General features: G+C 71.8%; 10 protein-coding genes. All 10 read right to left on the bottom strand.

From position 1 onward, the window contains the following. Window positions 1-32: 32 nt before the first annotated feature. The 10 genes from QC385_RS31370 to mrdA all read right to left on the bottom strand — a co-directional run bounded on the left by QC385_RS31370 (window position 33) and on the right by mrdA (window position 15,342). Window positions 33-4,370, bottom strand: coding sequence for an Rne/Rng family ribonuclease (locus tag QC385_RS31370; protein ID WP_279544739.1), 4,338 nt, complete (start codon window positions 4,368-4,370; stop codon window positions 33-35). Between the two features lie 259 nt (window positions 4,371-4,629). Beyond that, complete coding sequence (locus tag QC385_RS31365) at window positions 4,630-5,412, bottom strand: TIGR03936 family radical SAM-associated protein (protein ID WP_279544738.1); 783 nt, start codon at window positions 5,410-5,412, stop codon at window positions 4,630-4,632. 48 nt (window positions 5,413-5,460) lie between these two features. Beyond that, window positions 5,461-6,648 (bottom strand): hypothetical protein, encoded by a 1,188-nt coding sequence (locus tag QC385_RS31360; protein WP_279544737.1) that lies wholly within the window; start codon window positions 6,646-6,648, stop codon window positions 5,461-5,463. Window positions 6,649-6,746: 98 nt separating this feature from the next. After that, a complete protein-coding gene (locus QC385_RS31355) occupies window positions 6,747-7,217 on the bottom strand; it encodes a GNAT family N-acetyltransferase (protein WP_279544736.1) in 471 nt (156 codons plus the stop codon). Continuing rightward, the gene (locus QC385_RS31350) at window positions 7,217-7,447 is read right to left on the bottom strand and encodes a helix-turn-helix domain-containing protein (protein WP_020275770.1); all 231 of its coding nucleotides are present in this window, start codon (window positions 7,445-7,447) and stop codon (window positions 7,217-7,219) included. Before QC385_RS31350 ends, QC385_RS31355 begins: the two co-directional genes overlap by 1 nt. Further along, a complete protein-coding gene (locus QC385_RS31345; RefSeq protein ID WP_279544735.1) occupies window positions 7,447-7,944 on the bottom strand; it encodes a DUF2975 domain-containing protein in 498 nt (165 codons plus the stop codon). The genes QC385_RS31350 and QC385_RS31345 overlap by 1 nt, the downstream gene beginning before the upstream one ends. 310 nt (window positions 7,945-8,254) lie before the next feature. Next, complete coding sequence (locus QC385_RS31340) at window positions 8,255-10,219, bottom strand: TIGR03960 family B12-binding radical SAM protein (protein ID WP_279544734.1); 1,965 nt, start codon at window positions 10,217-10,219, stop codon at window positions 8,255-8,257. A gap of 98 nt (window positions 10,220-10,317) precedes the next feature. Next, window positions 10,318-11,841 (bottom strand): CYTH and CHAD domain-containing protein, encoded by a 1,524-nt coding sequence (locus QC385_RS31335; protein WP_279544733.1) that lies wholly within the window; start codon window positions 11,839-11,841, stop codon window positions 10,318-10,320. A gap of 55 nt (window positions 11,842-11,896) precedes the next feature. Next, window positions 11,897-13,099, bottom strand: a complete 1,203-nt coding sequence (gene rodA / locus QC385_RS31330; RefSeq protein ID WP_279544732.1) for a rod shape-determining protein RodA — start codon at window positions 13,097-13,099, stop codon at window positions 11,897-11,899. Next, a complete protein-coding gene (gene mrdA, locus QC385_RS31325; protein WP_279544731.1) occupies window positions 13,096-15,342 on the bottom strand; it encodes a penicillin-binding protein 2 in 2,247 nt (748 codons plus the stop codon). The genes rodA and mrdA overlap by 4 nt, the downstream gene beginning before the upstream one ends. Window positions 15,343-15,373: the final 31 nt, after the last annotated feature.

The raw sequence follows: 15,373 nt of genomic DNA, 5'->3' as shown, positions 1-15,373 counted from the left end.
TTCGCGCACGCCCCGGCGGGCGTCGATGCCGGTCAGTCCTCGTCGGTGGAGGCCGAGACGGAGGAGCGGGGCTGCTCCGCCGCGACGGTCTTCTTCGACGTGGTCTTCTTGGCGGCGGTCTTGGTGGTCTTCGCCGCCGCCTTCTTCGCCGTCGTCTTCTTGGCCGCGGTCTTCTTCGCCGCGGTCTTCTTCGTGGCGGCCTTCTTCGCCGTGGCCTTCTTGGCCGTCTTGCGGGCCGTCTTCTTGGCCGGGGCCGACTCCTCGGCGGCCTCCTCCGCGGCGTTGTCCTCCGTGGCGGTGTTCTCAGCCACGGCGGCCTCGGCCGCCTCGGGGGCCTCAGAGGCCTCCTCGGACGCGGCCGACGGGACGACCACGACGGCCGCCTCCTCGGACGCGGTGGACACGGTGGGCTTGCGCACGGCACGGCGCCGCGGACGGGCCGGGGCGGCGCTCTCGGCGGGCGCCTCGACGGCCGCCTCGGCAGTCGCCGCGGGCTGTTCGGCCTGCTCGGGCGCCTCAGCGGCCTCGGACGCGGCGGGCGCGGTCTCGGAAACCGTCACCACGGTCGCCTCCGCCCCCGCCGGAGAACCGGCCGGCGCGGACACCTTGCGCGTCGCCCGCCGACGGCCACGGCCCCTGGGCGCGGCCTCCTCGGCGGCCGGGGCCTCGACGACCGGGTCCTCGACGGCCATCGGCTCGGCGTGCGCCTCGGCGGCCGGCTCCGGCTGCACCGGACGGGCGGCCTCCTCGGCGACGGTCACGTCCTGAGCCGTCGGCACCTCGGCCTCGGCCTCCTCGGCCTTCCGGTCCTGCCGGGCCTTGGGCTCCGCCGTCTCACCGCGCGGCGCACCCGCCGGAGCCGACGCCCGCCGGCTCGCCCGGCGTCGCGTCCGCCCTCGGGTGGCCGCGGCCTCCGCCTCGGCGGCGCTGCTGTACAGCTCCTCGTCGGGCTCGAAGACCGGCTCGGGCAGCGCGACCGGCTCGGCGATCTCGGCACCGACCTCGGCCTCGGTCTCCGCCTCCTCCTCGGCGGTCTCGACGGCCGCCTCGTGCACGTGCGGCTCGCCGGCACCGGCACGCGCACGCTTCTTGCGCTTGCCGCCGCCCCCGGCGGAGGTCGGCTGCTCCATGTGCACGATGACACCGCGTCCGTTGCAGTGGACGCAGGTCTCGGAGAAGGACTCCAGGAGCCCCTGCCCGACCCGCTTGCGGGTCATCTGCACGAGGCCCAGCGAGGTCACCTCGGCCACCTGGTGCTTCGTACGGTCCCGGCCCAGGCATTCGAGCAGGCGCCGCAGCACCAGGTCCCGGTTCGACTCCAGCACCATGTCGATGAAGTCGATGACGATGATGCCGCCGAGGTCGCGCAGCCGCAGCTGGCGCACGATCTCCTCGGCCGCCTCCAGGTTGTTCCTGGTGACGGTCTCCTCGAGGTTGCCGCCCTGGCCGGTGAACTTGCCGGTGTTGACGTCGACGACGACCATCGCCTCGGTCCGGTCGATCACCAGCGAACCGCCGCTGGGCAGCCACACCTTGCGGTCCAGCGCCTTGGCGAGCTGCTCGTCGATCCGGTACGTGGCGAAGACGTCGACCTCGGAGGTCCACCTCTGGAGCCGCTCGGCGAGGTCCGGCGCGACGTGCGAGACGTACCCGTGGATGGTCGACCACGCCTCGTCGCCGCTGACGACGACCTTGGAGAAGTCCTCGTTGAAGATGTCGCGCACGACCCGGACGGTCATGTCCGGCTCGCCGTACAGCAGCGTCGGCGCGTTGCCGCCGTTCTTGGCCTTCTTCTGGATGTCCTCCCACTGCCCCTGGAGCCGCTCGACGTCCCGGCGCAGCTCGTCCTCGCTCGCGCCCTCGGCGGCGGTGCGCACGATGACGCCCGCGTCCTCGGGGACGATCTTCTTGAGGATCGTCTTCAGCCGCGCCCGCTCGGTGTCGGGCAGCTTGCGGCTGATGCCGGTCATGGAGCCCTCGGGCACGTACACGAGGTAGCGCCCGGGGAGGGAGACCTGGCTGGTCAGACGGGCACCCTTGTGCCCGATGGGGTCCTTGGTCACCTGGACGAGCACGGACTGCCCGGACTTCAGGGCGGACTCGATGCGCCGCGGCCCGTTGGCCATGCCGAGCGCCTCGAAGTTGACCTCACCGGCGTACAGGACGGCGTTGCGGCCCTTGCCGATGTCGATGAAGGCGGCCTCCATCGACGGCAGCACGTTCTGCACCTTGCCGAGGTAGACGTTGCCCACGTACGAGGTCGACTGCTCCTTGTTGACGTAGTGCTCGACGAGCACGCCGTCCTCCAGGACACCGATCTGCGTACGGTCGCCGTGCTGGCGGACGACCATCACGCGGTCGACGGCCTCGCGCCGGGCCAGGAACTCGGCCTCGGTGATGATCGGGACGCGCCGGCGGCCCTGCTCGCGGCCTTCCCGGCGGCGCTGCTTCTTGGCCTCCAGACGGGTCGAGCCCTTGATGGACTGCACCTCGTCGGACGGTTCGGCCTTGGGGCGGGGCTCGCGGACCTTGACGACCGTGCGCTCCGGGTCGCCTTCCGAGGGCTCGGCGGCGTCGGCCGCGGTGTCACCGGCACGGCGACGGCGGCGCCGGCGCCGGCGGCTGCTGCTGGAGCCGCCGCCCGACTCGTCACGGTCGGCGGCCTCGTCGGACTCGTCCTGGTCCTCCTCGGCCTGCTCCGCGCTGTCCTCGGCGTCCTGCGCGGTGGTCTGCTCGGACTCGGCGTCCGCGCCCTCGCCGCCCTCGGCGTCGCTCTCGGCCAACTCACCGCGCCGACGGCGGCGGCCGCCCCGGCGACGGCGACGGCGCGAGCCGGCCCCCTCGGAGTCGTCCTGGTCCTCGCCCTCGGCGGACTCCTCGGGCTCCTCCGACTCGTCGTCGACGGCGGCGGCGCTCTCGGCAGCGGGGGCCTCGGCGGTCTGGGCCTCGGGCTCGTCCGCGGCACCCCGGCGACGGCGCCGGCGGCGCGACCCGCCGGACTGCTCCTCGCGCACCTCCGGCGACGCGGTCTCCTCCGTCTCCTCGGGCTCCTCGGACCCAGCCGCCTCTGCGGCGGCTGCGGCTGCGGCCCGCTCCGGCGTCTGGAACTGGGGCTCGGTGAACACGGGTGCCTGGAACACGGCGACAGCGGGCCGCGCGGGCCGCGCCGACGTCTCGTCGTCACCGGCGGCGGCCTGCGCGGACTTCGAGGACCGGGCGCTCCGCGAGGACTGCGCGGGCTCGGCGAAACCACTGGCGGCCCGGCGGACGGCCCGGCGGCGGCGTCGCGGAGCGGCGTCCTCCTCGGGCTCGGCAGCCTGGGCGGCGGTCTCGGGGGTTCCGTCGGACTCAGCGGCAGGGGAATCGGTCACAGGTGCCTTCGCCTCCTCGGCGGGCGAGCCGGCGGGGGCCTCGGCGGGCCCACCAGACACGGCGGCGACGGCCTCGGCGGGCGCGTCGGCGGTGGCGACGGAGCCGGACCGGCCCGCGTCGGCGGTTTCTTCGGCCGCGTCCGCGGCGGCAGGCGCCGCGGTGGGCGCGGTCACGCGTCGTGTGACACGGCGCCGGGTCCGGCGCGGAGCAGCCTCTTCGGCGGCCTCCGCGGTGACGCCGTCAGCGGCCACGGCGGCCTCAGGGGCACTCGGCTCGGCCTGTGCGACGGCGGCCGACGCCGTCTCCGCCTGGGTCTCGGCAGGGGACGTCACCGTGCGCGTCGCACGACGCCGGGTCCGGCGCGGAGCAGCCTCTTCGGCGGCCTCCGCGGTGTCGCCTTCAGCGGCCACGGCGGCCTCAGGGGCACTCGGCTCGGCCTGTGCGACGGCGGCCGACGCCGTCTCCGCCTGGGTCTCGGCAGGGGACGTCGCCGTGCGCGTCGCACGACGCCGGGTCCGGCGCGGAGCGGCGTCCTCGGACACTTCGGCGGGGGCGGAGGACTCGGCCTGCTCCGATGCCTCGGAGTCGGCCGGAGCGGCGGCGGTCACCGGCACAACGGTCTCGGCGGCCTCGGCGGACGCCGGAGCCCCGGCGGGCGCGGCGGCACGGCGGACCACACGGCGCCGCTTGGGAGCGGCGGGCGCGGCCTCCTCGGCGCTCTGTGCCGCCTCGGAAGTGTCCTGCGCCGCCACGGCCGTCTCCTCGGCGGCGGTCTCCTCGACCTCGCCGTCCTCTACGGCTTCCGCCGCGAGGTCCTCGGGCTCTGCGGCCGGTATGGCCGGCGCGACGGTCTCCACAGGAGCGTCGGAGGAGGTGCCGACGGGCGGACCCGCCGGCCGGGACGCGGCACGGCGCCGCCGACGGGGCGGCAGGGTGTCGCTGGGAGTGTTCTGTTCGGAGTCCGTGGCGGACTCTGTGGGTTCGGTCGGTCCGAGCATGCGGGCTTTTCTCCCGTCAGGCTCCCGGGCGCCGCGCCTGGTCCGGCTGTGCCGGTGACGTCCGCGGCTCGCGCTGTGCGCGTCGCCGCCGTCCGGGGCGCGGGCGCCGCACGGGAGCTCTCTGTGTCCTGTCTCGCCGGTTCCGTACGCCGAATGCGTACGGCCTGGCGAAAGTCTTCTGGTCGGTACGCTGCCCGACCCAGGTGGCTCCCGAGTCCGAGGGCGGCGCTACGACGTCCGTCCCTACGCGGAACCTTCCTTACGCCGACGCCGTCGCGGCGGCAGTCGGTTCGGCCGTTGAGTGGGCCTCCGCTGCCTCGCGGTCGGGCGCGAGCGGGTCGGTCACCGTGCCGGTCTCTTCATCGAACAGCCCCTGCGCCAGCCTGGTCACCGCTGCGGGGACCGGCGGCGCCAGGTCGGCCACGGCGCGGAGACCGGACAGGACGTCGTCGGGTCGTACGGCAGGCGTCACGTGCCGAACAACCAGCCGCAGTATCGCACAGGGCTGGTCGGTCGGCCTATCAGCCTGGGAACTCTGCGTTTCTGCGTGGTCGCGGATCTCCAGGCCCACGACGGCGGAGCGGGCGTCGAAGGTACGGACGCCGTTCTTCATGAGGCGCTGGACCTCGACGGTCTCGGCCGCGTTGAAGGCGTCCACCGCTCGGCGGGCGTCCTCCTGCGACACGCCGTCCAGTCGCAGCTCCCACACGGAAGCCGTCAGCCGGTCGGCGAGGCCCGAGGTACGGGCCTCGACCGCCTCGACGATGTCCAGCCCGGTGGGCATCGACTCGTCGAGGAGGGCCCTGAGCCGCTCCGGGTCGCGGGGCGCGGTGAGCGCGATCTCCAGGTACTCCGCCTCACTGCCCGTGCCGGTGGGTGCGGCATTGGCGTACGACACCTTCGGGTGCGGTGTGAAGCCCGCCGAGTAGGCCATCGGCACCTCGGCACGGCGCAACGCACGCTCGAAGGCGCGCTGGAAGTCACGGTGGCTGGTGAACCGGAGGCGGCCGCGCTTGGTGTAGCGCAGTCGGATGCGCTGCACCGCGGGTGCGGGCGGCGGGCCTTCGGGCTGTCGCTTGCCCAGTGTCGTTCAGTCCTTCGTGAGAGCGGTCGTACTTCTACCAAGAGTACGTGCCTCGCGGCCCGAAGGTTCCCCGAGGTCGGCCGGCTGCGGCTGCGCCGGCTCGCCGAAGAGCATCCGCCGGAAGTCGGCGCGCGCCTGGCGTACGGACTCCCGGGCGGAGGCCAGCGCCTGCCGCGTGGCCCGTCCCGCACTGCGGGCGGCCTCGGCGACGGGCCGCAGGACGGCGTCCCGCACGACGTGCCCGACGGGCGTCAGCACGCTCCGGTACACCCAGCGCACCGGCTCGACGAAGATCCACCGGAAGAGCGTCGCGAGGAACCGCCCGACGGCGAGCGAGACGTACCCGGCGACGCGCCAGGCGTGCCCGAGGGCGTCCCGGACCTCGCGTCCGATGACGGCGAGGACGCGTCCGACCGGCGCGAGCACCCAGCGCCAGACGGCGAGCACGGGCAGGACGAGCAGGATCCGGGCGATCCAGTAGAGGGCCGTCCCGATGCCGGTGACGATCGTGCTCACCAGCCACACGAGCCCCTTGCCGCACCAGACGATCGCCCGCCCGACGGGCGCGAGCACCCACGTGTACAGCCACACGGCGGGTACGACGACCAGATACCGGGCGAGCCACGCCACGACGGCGTACACGCCGGCCCCGACCGCGGCGAGCACGGCTCCGAGCCCCTTCAGCACCCACATGACGGCCCGCCCGACCGGCGTGAGCAGGTACGCGTACACCCAGCCGAGCGCGGCGCCGACGCCCCTGGCGACCCCTGTGACGACCCACGCGATCGCGTGTCCCACCGGCGTCAGCACGTACCTGTAGAACCAGACCACAGGCACCACCAGGAGCACGTTCCCGAGCCACCCGAGCGCCTTGGCCAGCGGCACGACTACATACCGCCACAGCCCGACGAACGGCCAGACGAACACCGCCCGCCCGAGCCACAGCAGCGCCCGGCCCAGCGGCCGGAACAGCACGTCGTTCAGGAACCGCCCGGACACGACGAGCGCGTCCCACACCATCCGCACGGGGACGACCAGCACGAGCACGACGATCCGCACGGGAATCCGGATCGCGACGGCGAGACACCCCTCGGGCGCCGCCTCACGCACCGGCGGCGCGGACGGTTCGGGCACCCGTCTGCGCAGATCGACTCGCGTCTCGGAGCCCTCTCGGGCCGACTTCTCCAGATCCATATCGTCGTAGACGCCTCAGCGCCCCGTCCGGCTCCAGCACCGCACAGCCCCGCCCCGTTCTTCCGCAGATCCTCCACCTGACGTCATGATCATACGGTTCACGCGTCCGCGGTCCGAGCGTGCAGCAGCCGGGGGGACTCCTGGAAACCGCACCGCGCGTACGCGGGGATCGCCCGCCGGCTCGAGTGCACGGTCACCCGCTCCAGCCCGAGCTCCCGGGCATCGTCCAGAACCGCCCGGATGAGCCGCCCGCCCAGCCCGCCGTCGCGCGCCTCCGGCACGACGTACACACACTGGAGGTCGCCGGAGGCCCGCCGCGGCGCCCGCGGCGTGGGCACCCGCTGCACCACCGCCAGCCAGGCCATGCCGATGACGACGCCGTCGTCACGCACCACCACCATGCAGCGATGCGAACCCGCATTGTCCCGGGCCCAGTCGACGAAGTGCCGTAAGAATTCCTCGCGTTCGCCGGAGGCCTCGCCGCCGTTCTCGACGAGCCACTCCCAGCGAAGTGCCGCCACGGCCGCCAGTTCGCCGGTTCGGGCCGGGCGGATGCTGATGTTCTCCATCAGTGCATTGTCCGGTCGGCGGCCCCGTCCGCCTCCCAGCGCAGCAGATCTCCCGGCTGGCACTCGAGGACCTCGCAGAGGGCGGCGAGGGTCGAGAAGCGGACCGCCTTGGCGCGGCCGTTCTTGAGGACCGCCAGGTTGGCGGGGGTGATGCCGACGCGTTCCGCGAGTTCACCTACGGACATCTTCCGCTTGGCCAGCATCACGTCGATGTCGACGGCGATCGGCATCAGATGACCTCTTCCAGCTCGGCCTGCATCCGGGCCGCTTCGATGTCCCGTGCGACGGCCTGCGCGAGCAGCATCCGCAGGACGAGCACGACCAGCGCGACACCCAGCACCGCCACGCCGACCCCGCCCAGCAGCAGCACCACCCCCGGAGCGACGGCCTCGCCCGGCGCGAGGACGACCCCGAGCGCGAACACCAGGCAGGCCGCGGCCACGAAGGCACCGATCACGATGTGCACGTACCGGAATGCGGCGATGGAGAACACCGTCCCGCGGCGCACCATCGTCACCAGCCGCCACACACAGACCAGGACGACCTGGGCGGTCACGACACCCAGGACCAGGATCACGAGGATCGGCATGCGCAGGTACGCGTACTCGGGCTTGAGCCCGTTCATGTCGATGGCCAGCAGCGGGACCATCACCCCCTGCACGAACAGCGACCCGGCGAGCAGCACCACGAGCACCACACGCAACGCCGCCACGGCCAGCTTCCCCATCGCCACTCCTTCAATCGAGCTACGATGGAAATCTATCGAAAATCAATATGTAAGGCAATGGGGCACCGGCCCTCGACGTACACGACTCCCCCATGGCGTACGGCTCCCCCAGCACATGGCTGAACCGGGGGAACCTGAGCCGGGCCGGCCCCCCAGGGGAACGCCACCGACCCCGCCTGCCCAGCGGGTCCCCCGAACGGCCCGCCTCTCACCTGTCGGCCCGGCCTGTGAGAAGGGAAAGAGCCCCCTCCCGAGTCGGAAGGGGGCTCCCAGTGCGGCGAAACGGTTCCGGTGCCGCGTCGGACGACCGTCAGTGCGCGTGACCGCTCGGCGCCGACGCCGCATTCTTGACCGACAGGGGCAGGAGCTTCTTGCCCGTCGGGCCGATCTGGATCTGGGTGTCCATCTGCGGGCAGACCCCGCAGTCGAAGCACGGCGTCCAGCGGCAGTCCTCGACCTCCGTCTCGTCGAGGGCGTCCTGCCAGTCCTCCCAGAGCCAGTCCTTGTCGAGGCCGGAGTCCAGGTGGTCCCAGGGGAGGACCTCCTCGTACGTGCGCTCACGGGTCGTGTACCAGTCGACGTCGACGCCGAAGGGGACCAGCGCCTTCTCGGCGCACCGCATCCAGCGGTCGTACGAGAAGTGCTCGCGCCAGCCGTCGAAGCGGCCGCCGTCGTCGTAGACCGCGCGGATGACGGCGCCGATCCGGCGGTCGCCGCGGGACAGCAGGCCCTCGACGATGCCGGGCTTGCCGTCGTGGTAGCGGAAGCCGATGGAGCGGCCGTACTTCTTGTCGCCGCGGATCTTGTTCCGCAGCTTCTCCAGGCGGGCGTCCGTCTCCTCCGCCGACAGCTGCGGGGCCCACTGGAAGGGGGTGTGGGGCTTGGGGACGAAGCCGCCGATCGAGACCGTGCAGCGGATGTCGTTGGACTTGGAGACCTCGCGGCCCTTGGCGATGACCTTCGTCGCCATGTCGGCGATCTGGAGGACGTCGTCGTCGGTCTCCGTGGGCAGGCCGCACATGAAGTACAGCTTCACCTGGCGCCAGCCGTTGCCGTAGGCGGTGGCGACCGTGCGGATCAAGTCCTCTTCCGAGACCATCTTGTTGATGACCTTGCGGATGCGTTCCGAGCCGCCCTCAGGGGCGAAGGTGAGGCCGGAGCGGCGGCCGTTGCGCGTGAGTTCGTTCGCCAGGTCGATGTTGAAGGCGTCCACGCGGGTGGACGGGAGGGAGAGACCGACCTTGTCGTCCTCGTAGCGGTCCGCGAGGCCCTTGGCGATGTCGCCGATCTCCGAGTGGTCCGCCGAGGAGAGCGACAGCAGGCCAACCTCCTCGAAGCCCGTCGCCTTCAGGCCCTGCTCGACCATGTCGCCGATGCCCGTGATGGAGCGCTCGCGGACCGGTCGGGTGATCATGCCGGCCTGGCAGAAGCGGCAGCCGCGGGTGCAGCCGCGGAAGATCTCCACCGACATGCGCTCGTGGACCGTCTCCGCGAGCGGCACCAGGGGCTGCTTGGGGTACGGCCACTCGTCGAGGTCCATCACCGTGTGCTTGGAGACCCGCCACGGGACACCGCTGCGCTTCGGTACGACTCGGGCGATACGGCCGTCCGGCAGGTACTCGACGTCGTAGAAGCCGGGCACGTACACCCCGCCCGTCTTGGCCAGGCGGAACAGCAGTTCCTCGCGGCCGCCGGGGCGGCCCTCCGCCTTCCAGGCGCGGATGATCGCGGTGACCTCGAGCACGGCCTGCTCGCCGTCGCCGATCACCGCGCAGTCGATGAAGTCCGCGATCGGCTCGGGGTTGAACGCGGCGTGGCCGCCGGCCATGACGATCGGGTCGTCCAGGCCGCGGTCCTTGGCCTCCAGGGGGATCCCGGAGAGGTCCAGCGCCGCCAGCATGTTGGTGTAGCCCAGCTCCGTGGAGAAGGACAGGCCCAGCACGTCGAAGGCCTTCACGGGCCGGTGGCTGTCCACCGTGAACTGCGGGACGCCGTGCTCCCGCATCAGCTCCTCGAGGTCCGGCCACACGCTGTAGGTGCGCTCGGCGAGGACGCCCTGCTGCTCGTTGAGCACCTCGTAGAGGATCTGGACGCCCTGGTTGGGCAGGCCGACCTCGTAGGCGTCCGGGTACATGAGCGCCCAGCGGACGTCACAGGAGTCCCAGTCCTTGACCGTGGAGTTGAGTTCTCCGCCGACGTACTGGATCGGCTTCTGCACGTGCGGGAGCAGAGCTTCGAGCTGCGGGAACACCGACGCAGCGACTTCGGCAGACATGTCGCGCACCTTCGTGAGCTGGACTGAACGGACAGGGTGACCATCCAGACTAACGCGACCCGGACGCACCTTCGTACGCGCGGAAGATCGGCGGACGATCAGAGGCCCGCCGCCCCGTCCTTGATCGCGTCCCAGAATCCGGGCAGCTCGGTCTCCACGCGCACCGCCCGCTGCTCCTCGCGCTCATGGAGCAGGCCGTAGGTGAAGGCACTCTCCCCGGCCGCGTGGGCGACCGCCGACAGCTCGCGCAGCGCCTGCCGGGCCATCACGCTGTCCTGGTGCTCGCCGAGCAGGTTCTGGAGCGCCTTCATGGACTTGACCAGGTCCTTGGCGGGCTTGCCGAGGGCCGGTCGGGCGGCCTCCGCGGCGTAGCGGGCGCGCTTGGTCTTCTTGCGGGCCTCGTGGATCGCGACGTCGCGGTCGGTGCCGGGTTCCAGTTCCACGGCCCGCTCGACCAGCCCGGCGACCTTGCGGAAGTCCTTCTTCACGGCCTTGGCGATCGGCTTGCGGGACTTCTTGCCGGCCGCCTTCCGCAGCGGCGGGTCGGCGATCAGCGCGTCCAGGGTGTCGAGCAGGGCGAGGTAGCGGCGGGAGTCCAGGACGCCGATGAGCCGGCCCCGGGCCCCGCCGTGCTCGGTTCTCGCCCAGGTGTGCAGCCGCTGTGCGACCGGGCCGCGGACCAGGGTGGCCGGCACCTCGTCGAGGGCCGCCGTGAGCCGCTCGGTCAGCACCTCGCGGTCCCGGTCCAGCCCGAGCTCACCTGCCAGCCATTTCAGCTCGTCGCCGACGGGGTCGGTGACGGTCCGGTCGAGGATCTCGCCGTAGGACTTGAAGGTGCTGCGCAGCCGGCGGGTGGCCACGCGCATGCTGTGCACGGAGTCCTCGGCGTCCCGCCGCACGGCCGGGTCGAGCTCGACGATGGCGTCCCGCTGGGCGCGCACGTACGCCAGGACGTGGTCTCCGGCGGTCTCCGGTTGCCCGGCGGAGGCGGACGCCCGCTCTTCGTACGGTGCCGTCTGCTTGTACGGTGCCGTCTCCGCCAGGGCGCGCGCCAGCTTCGACGCCGAGGCCGACGGCCGTATGCCCGCCTTGCGCAGCCGCTTCTCCACCTTGTCGAGGAAGGCCGGGTCTCCCCCGTCGGCGAGCTCCACCTCGATCTCCGTCCACTGTGCTTCGCCACCGCCGGCCGTGAGCCGGTCGGCCCGTACGGCGTCGACGCTGACCTCGGCGAGCAGCCGGCCGTCGGCGTCGACGAGGTGGCGTACGTCGCGCTCGGAGCGCAGCCGGACGACGGGCAGCAGTTCGCCGTGGCGGACGCGGGAGCGGACGAGCCCGGCGAGGTCGCCGGGGAGGGTCTCGGAGAGCGGGGCCTGGATCTCGTCGCGAACGCCGGGGGCGACGGGGAACTTCAGATGCCAGCCCGCGTCCGAGCCGCCGGTGCGGCGGCGCAGGGTGACGGACGACGCGGCGAGGCGTTCGTCGGCGGTGTCGTAGTAGGTGGCGTCGAGGTGGGTGACGCCCTTGTCGAGTACGGCCGCGACCCCGGCGACACCGGTCAGGTCGGGGAGTCCGCTGTCCTCGGACTCGTATTTCCGCTCGATCTCACGCTTGGTGTCCGCCATGGACCGAATCTAGTGGGCACACCGGCGGGGCGGCAGGGGGCCGCCCCGCCGGTGTTCACGCAGACATCGGGCGCTGGACCCGGATGGACTGCAACAGACCGACCGCTATCCACACGGCGAACATCGACGAGCCGCCGTACGACACGAACGGCAGCGGCAGTCCGGTGACCGGCATGATGCCGAGCGTCATGCCGATGTTCTCGAACGTCTGGAAGGCGAACCAGGCGACGATGCCGGCGGCGACGATCGTGCCGTACAGGTCGCTGGTCTCCCGGGCGATACGGCAGGCCCGCCACAGGACGATGCCGAGCAGCAGGATGATCAGTCCGCCGCCGAGGAAGCCCAGTTCCTCCCCGGCCACGGTGAAGACGAAGTCCGTCTGCTGCTCGGGCACGAACTGGCCGGTGGTCTGCGAGCCGTGGAAGAGGCCGGAGCCGGTCAGACCGCCGGAGCCGATGGCGATGCGCGCCTGGTTGGTGTTGTAGCCGACGCCGGCCGGGTCGAGCTCGGGGTTGGCGAAGGCGGCGAAGCGGGCGATCTGGTAGTCGTCGAGCACCCCGATCTGCCAGACGGTGACCGCGCCGAGGGCGCCCGCGCCGAGCAGCCCGAACACCCACCGGTTGGTGGCGCCGGAGGCGAGCAGCACGCCGAGCACGATGATGACCATCACCATGACCGACCCGAGGTCGGGCATGAGCATCACGATCACCATGGGCACGGCGGCCAGACCCAGCGCCTGCATGACCGTGCGGTGGTCGGGGTACTGCCTGTCGCCCGCGTCGACTCTGGCCGCCAGCAGCATCGCCATGCCCAGGATGATCGTGACCTTCACGAACTCCGAGGGCTGGAGGGAGAAGCCGCCGGGGAGCTTGATCCACGAGTGGGCGCCGTTGATCGTGGAGCCGAGCGGGGTGAGCACCAGCAGGATCAGCAGGACCGAGAAGCCGTACAGGACCGGCACGGCCGTGCGCAGGCCGCGGTGGCCGAGCCAGATCGTGCCGGCCATCAGGGCGAGGCCGATGCCGGTGTTCAGCAGGTGCCGGACGAGGAAGTAGTACGGGTCGCCCTGGTTGAGCTCCGTGCGGTTACGGGTCGCCGAGTACACCAGGAGCGTGCCGAGCAGCGACAGGGCCGTCGCCGACAGCAGGATCGGCCAGTCGAGGCGCCGCGCCACCGAGTCGCGGGCCAGCAGCCTGGTCCACCCGGAGCGCTCGGGGCCATAGCCGGAGACCTGGAAGCTGTTCACACCGCCGGTCATGTCGGCATCCTCCGGCTCGCCCGCCGGCGCCGGCGCCTTCGGGTGTCACGGTTCTCCGGCGTCGGCGGGGCCGCCGTCGCCGGCTGGAGCGGGTCGGCCGGGGCGTTCGGGTCCTTCTTGTTCGCCTGCTGGTCCTTGGCCGGGTCCTTGGGGACCTTCGGGGAGGCGATGGTGCCGTCCGTCTTGACCTTCGGCAGGGTCTTCTGCGGGGTGGGCAGCAGCGCCTTCTTCGGGTCGACGTCGCCGTCCGGGGAGACGCCGTACAGCGCGTTGTAGATGTTGCGGACGGCGGGGCCGGAGGCTCCGGAGCCCGTGCCACCCTGGGAGATCGTCATGACGACCGTGTAGTCCTTGGTGTACGTGGCGAACCAGGAGGTCGTCTGCTTGCCGTAGACCTCCGCCGTACCCGTCTTGGCGTGCATCGGGATCTTGTCCTGCGGCCAGCCGCCGAACCGCCAGGCGGCCGTACCGCGGGTGGCGACTCCCGCGAGGGCTTCGTCCATCTCGTTGCGCGTCTTCTGCGTCATCGGCAGCTTGCCGTGCGCCTGGGGCTTGATCGGTGTGACCGTCTTGCCGTCCGCGCTGATGACGGCCTTGCCGACCGAGGGGGCGTACATCGTGCCGCCGTTGGAGATGGCTCCGTAGATCGTGGCCATCTGGATCGGCGTGACGAGCGTGTCGCCCTGGCCGATGGAGTAGTTGACGGAGTCACCGGCGCGCATGCGGTTGCCTTCGAGGCAGTTCTCGTAGGCGATCTTCTCGGCGTAGCTGCCGTTGCGCTTGCCGGTGCGGCACCAGGCGTCCTTGTTGGCCTTCCAGTAGTCCAGCTTCCACTTCCGGTCGGGGACGCGGCCGGTGACCTCGTTGGGCAGGTCGATGCCGGTCTCCTTGCCGAGGCCGAACTGGCGGGCGGTCTTGTAGAACCAGTCGTTGGCGTTCTTCTTCGGCTTGGTGCCGCCGTCCCTCTTCCACTCCTCGTGGGAGAGCCGGTAGAAGACCGTGTCGCAGGAGACCTCCAGGGCGCGGCCGAGGCTGATCGGGCCGTATCCCTTGGACTCGAAGTTCTTGAAGACCTGCCCGCCGATCGAGTACGAGCTGGAGCACTGGTAGGGGCCGCTGAAGGAGTAGCCCGCGTTGACCGCGGCGGCCGTCGGGATCACCTTGAAGATGGAGCCGGGCGCCGACTGGCCCTGGATCGCGCGGTTGAGCAGCGGGTAGTTGGAGCTCTTGCCGGTGAGCCGCGTGTAGTCCTTGGCGGAGATGCCGCCCACCCAGGCGTTCGGGTCGTACGTCGGATTGGAGGCCATGGCGACGACTCGGCCGGTCTTGGCCTCCATGACCACGACGGCGCCGGAGTCGGCCTTGTAGTTCGTGCCCGTGTTGCGGTCGTGCTCCTTGCGGGCCTGCTTCATGGCCTCGTTCAGCTCGTACTCGGCGATCCGCTGGACGCGGGAGTCGATGCTGGTGACGAGGTTGTCGCCGGGGTGGGCGGGGTCGGCTTCGGCCTGGCCGATGACGCGGCCGAGGTTGTCCACCTCGTAGCGCGTGACGCCGGCCTTGCCGCGCAGCTGCTTGTCGTACTGGCGCTCCAGGCCGGAGCGGCCGACCTGGTCGGAGCGCAGATACGGCGAGTTGGTGTTCTGCGCCTTCTTGATCTCCTCGTCGGTGACCGGCGAGAGGTAGCCGAGGACCTGTGCGGTGTTGGACTTGCCCGGGCTGGGGTAGCGGCGCACGGCCTCGGGCTCGGCGGTGATGCCGGGGAAGTCCTCGGCGCGCTCGCGGATCTGGAGGGCCTGCTTGGGGGTGGCCTCGTCGGTGATGGGGATGGGCTGGTAGGGCGAGCCGTTCCAGCAGGGCTGGGGCGTCTCGGCGTCGCACAGCCGGACCTTCTCCAGGACCTCCTTGGGCTTCATGCCCAGGACCCCGGCGAGCTTGGTCAGGACGTCCTTGCCGTCGTCCGGCATCTTCAGCAGGTCGGTGCGGGAGGCGGAGACGACCAGTCGCGTCTCGTTGTCGGCGAGGGCCACGCCGCGCGCGTCCAGGATGGAGCCGCGGACGGCCGGCTGGACGACCTGCTGGACGTGGTTCCCCGACGCCTCCTTGGCGTACGCCGCGCCCTCACGGATCTGGAGGTACCACAGGCGTCCGCCGAGGGTGAGCAGGAGGGACAGGACGAGGACCTGGATGACGACGAGCCGGATCTGGACCCGTGGGTTCCGGCCGGTCTCGGGAATGTTGGTCACTGCGGCCGCCTCCCCCTCTCGGTGCGCGTAC

Origin of the sequence: Streptomyces sp. DH10 (assembly GCF_029813805.1) — a bacterium.
GTDB lineage: Bacteria > Actinomycetota > Actinomycetes > Streptomycetales > Streptomycetaceae > Streptomyces > Streptomyces coeruleofuscus.
This window is presented reverse-complemented; position numbering and strand designations above follow the sequence as displayed.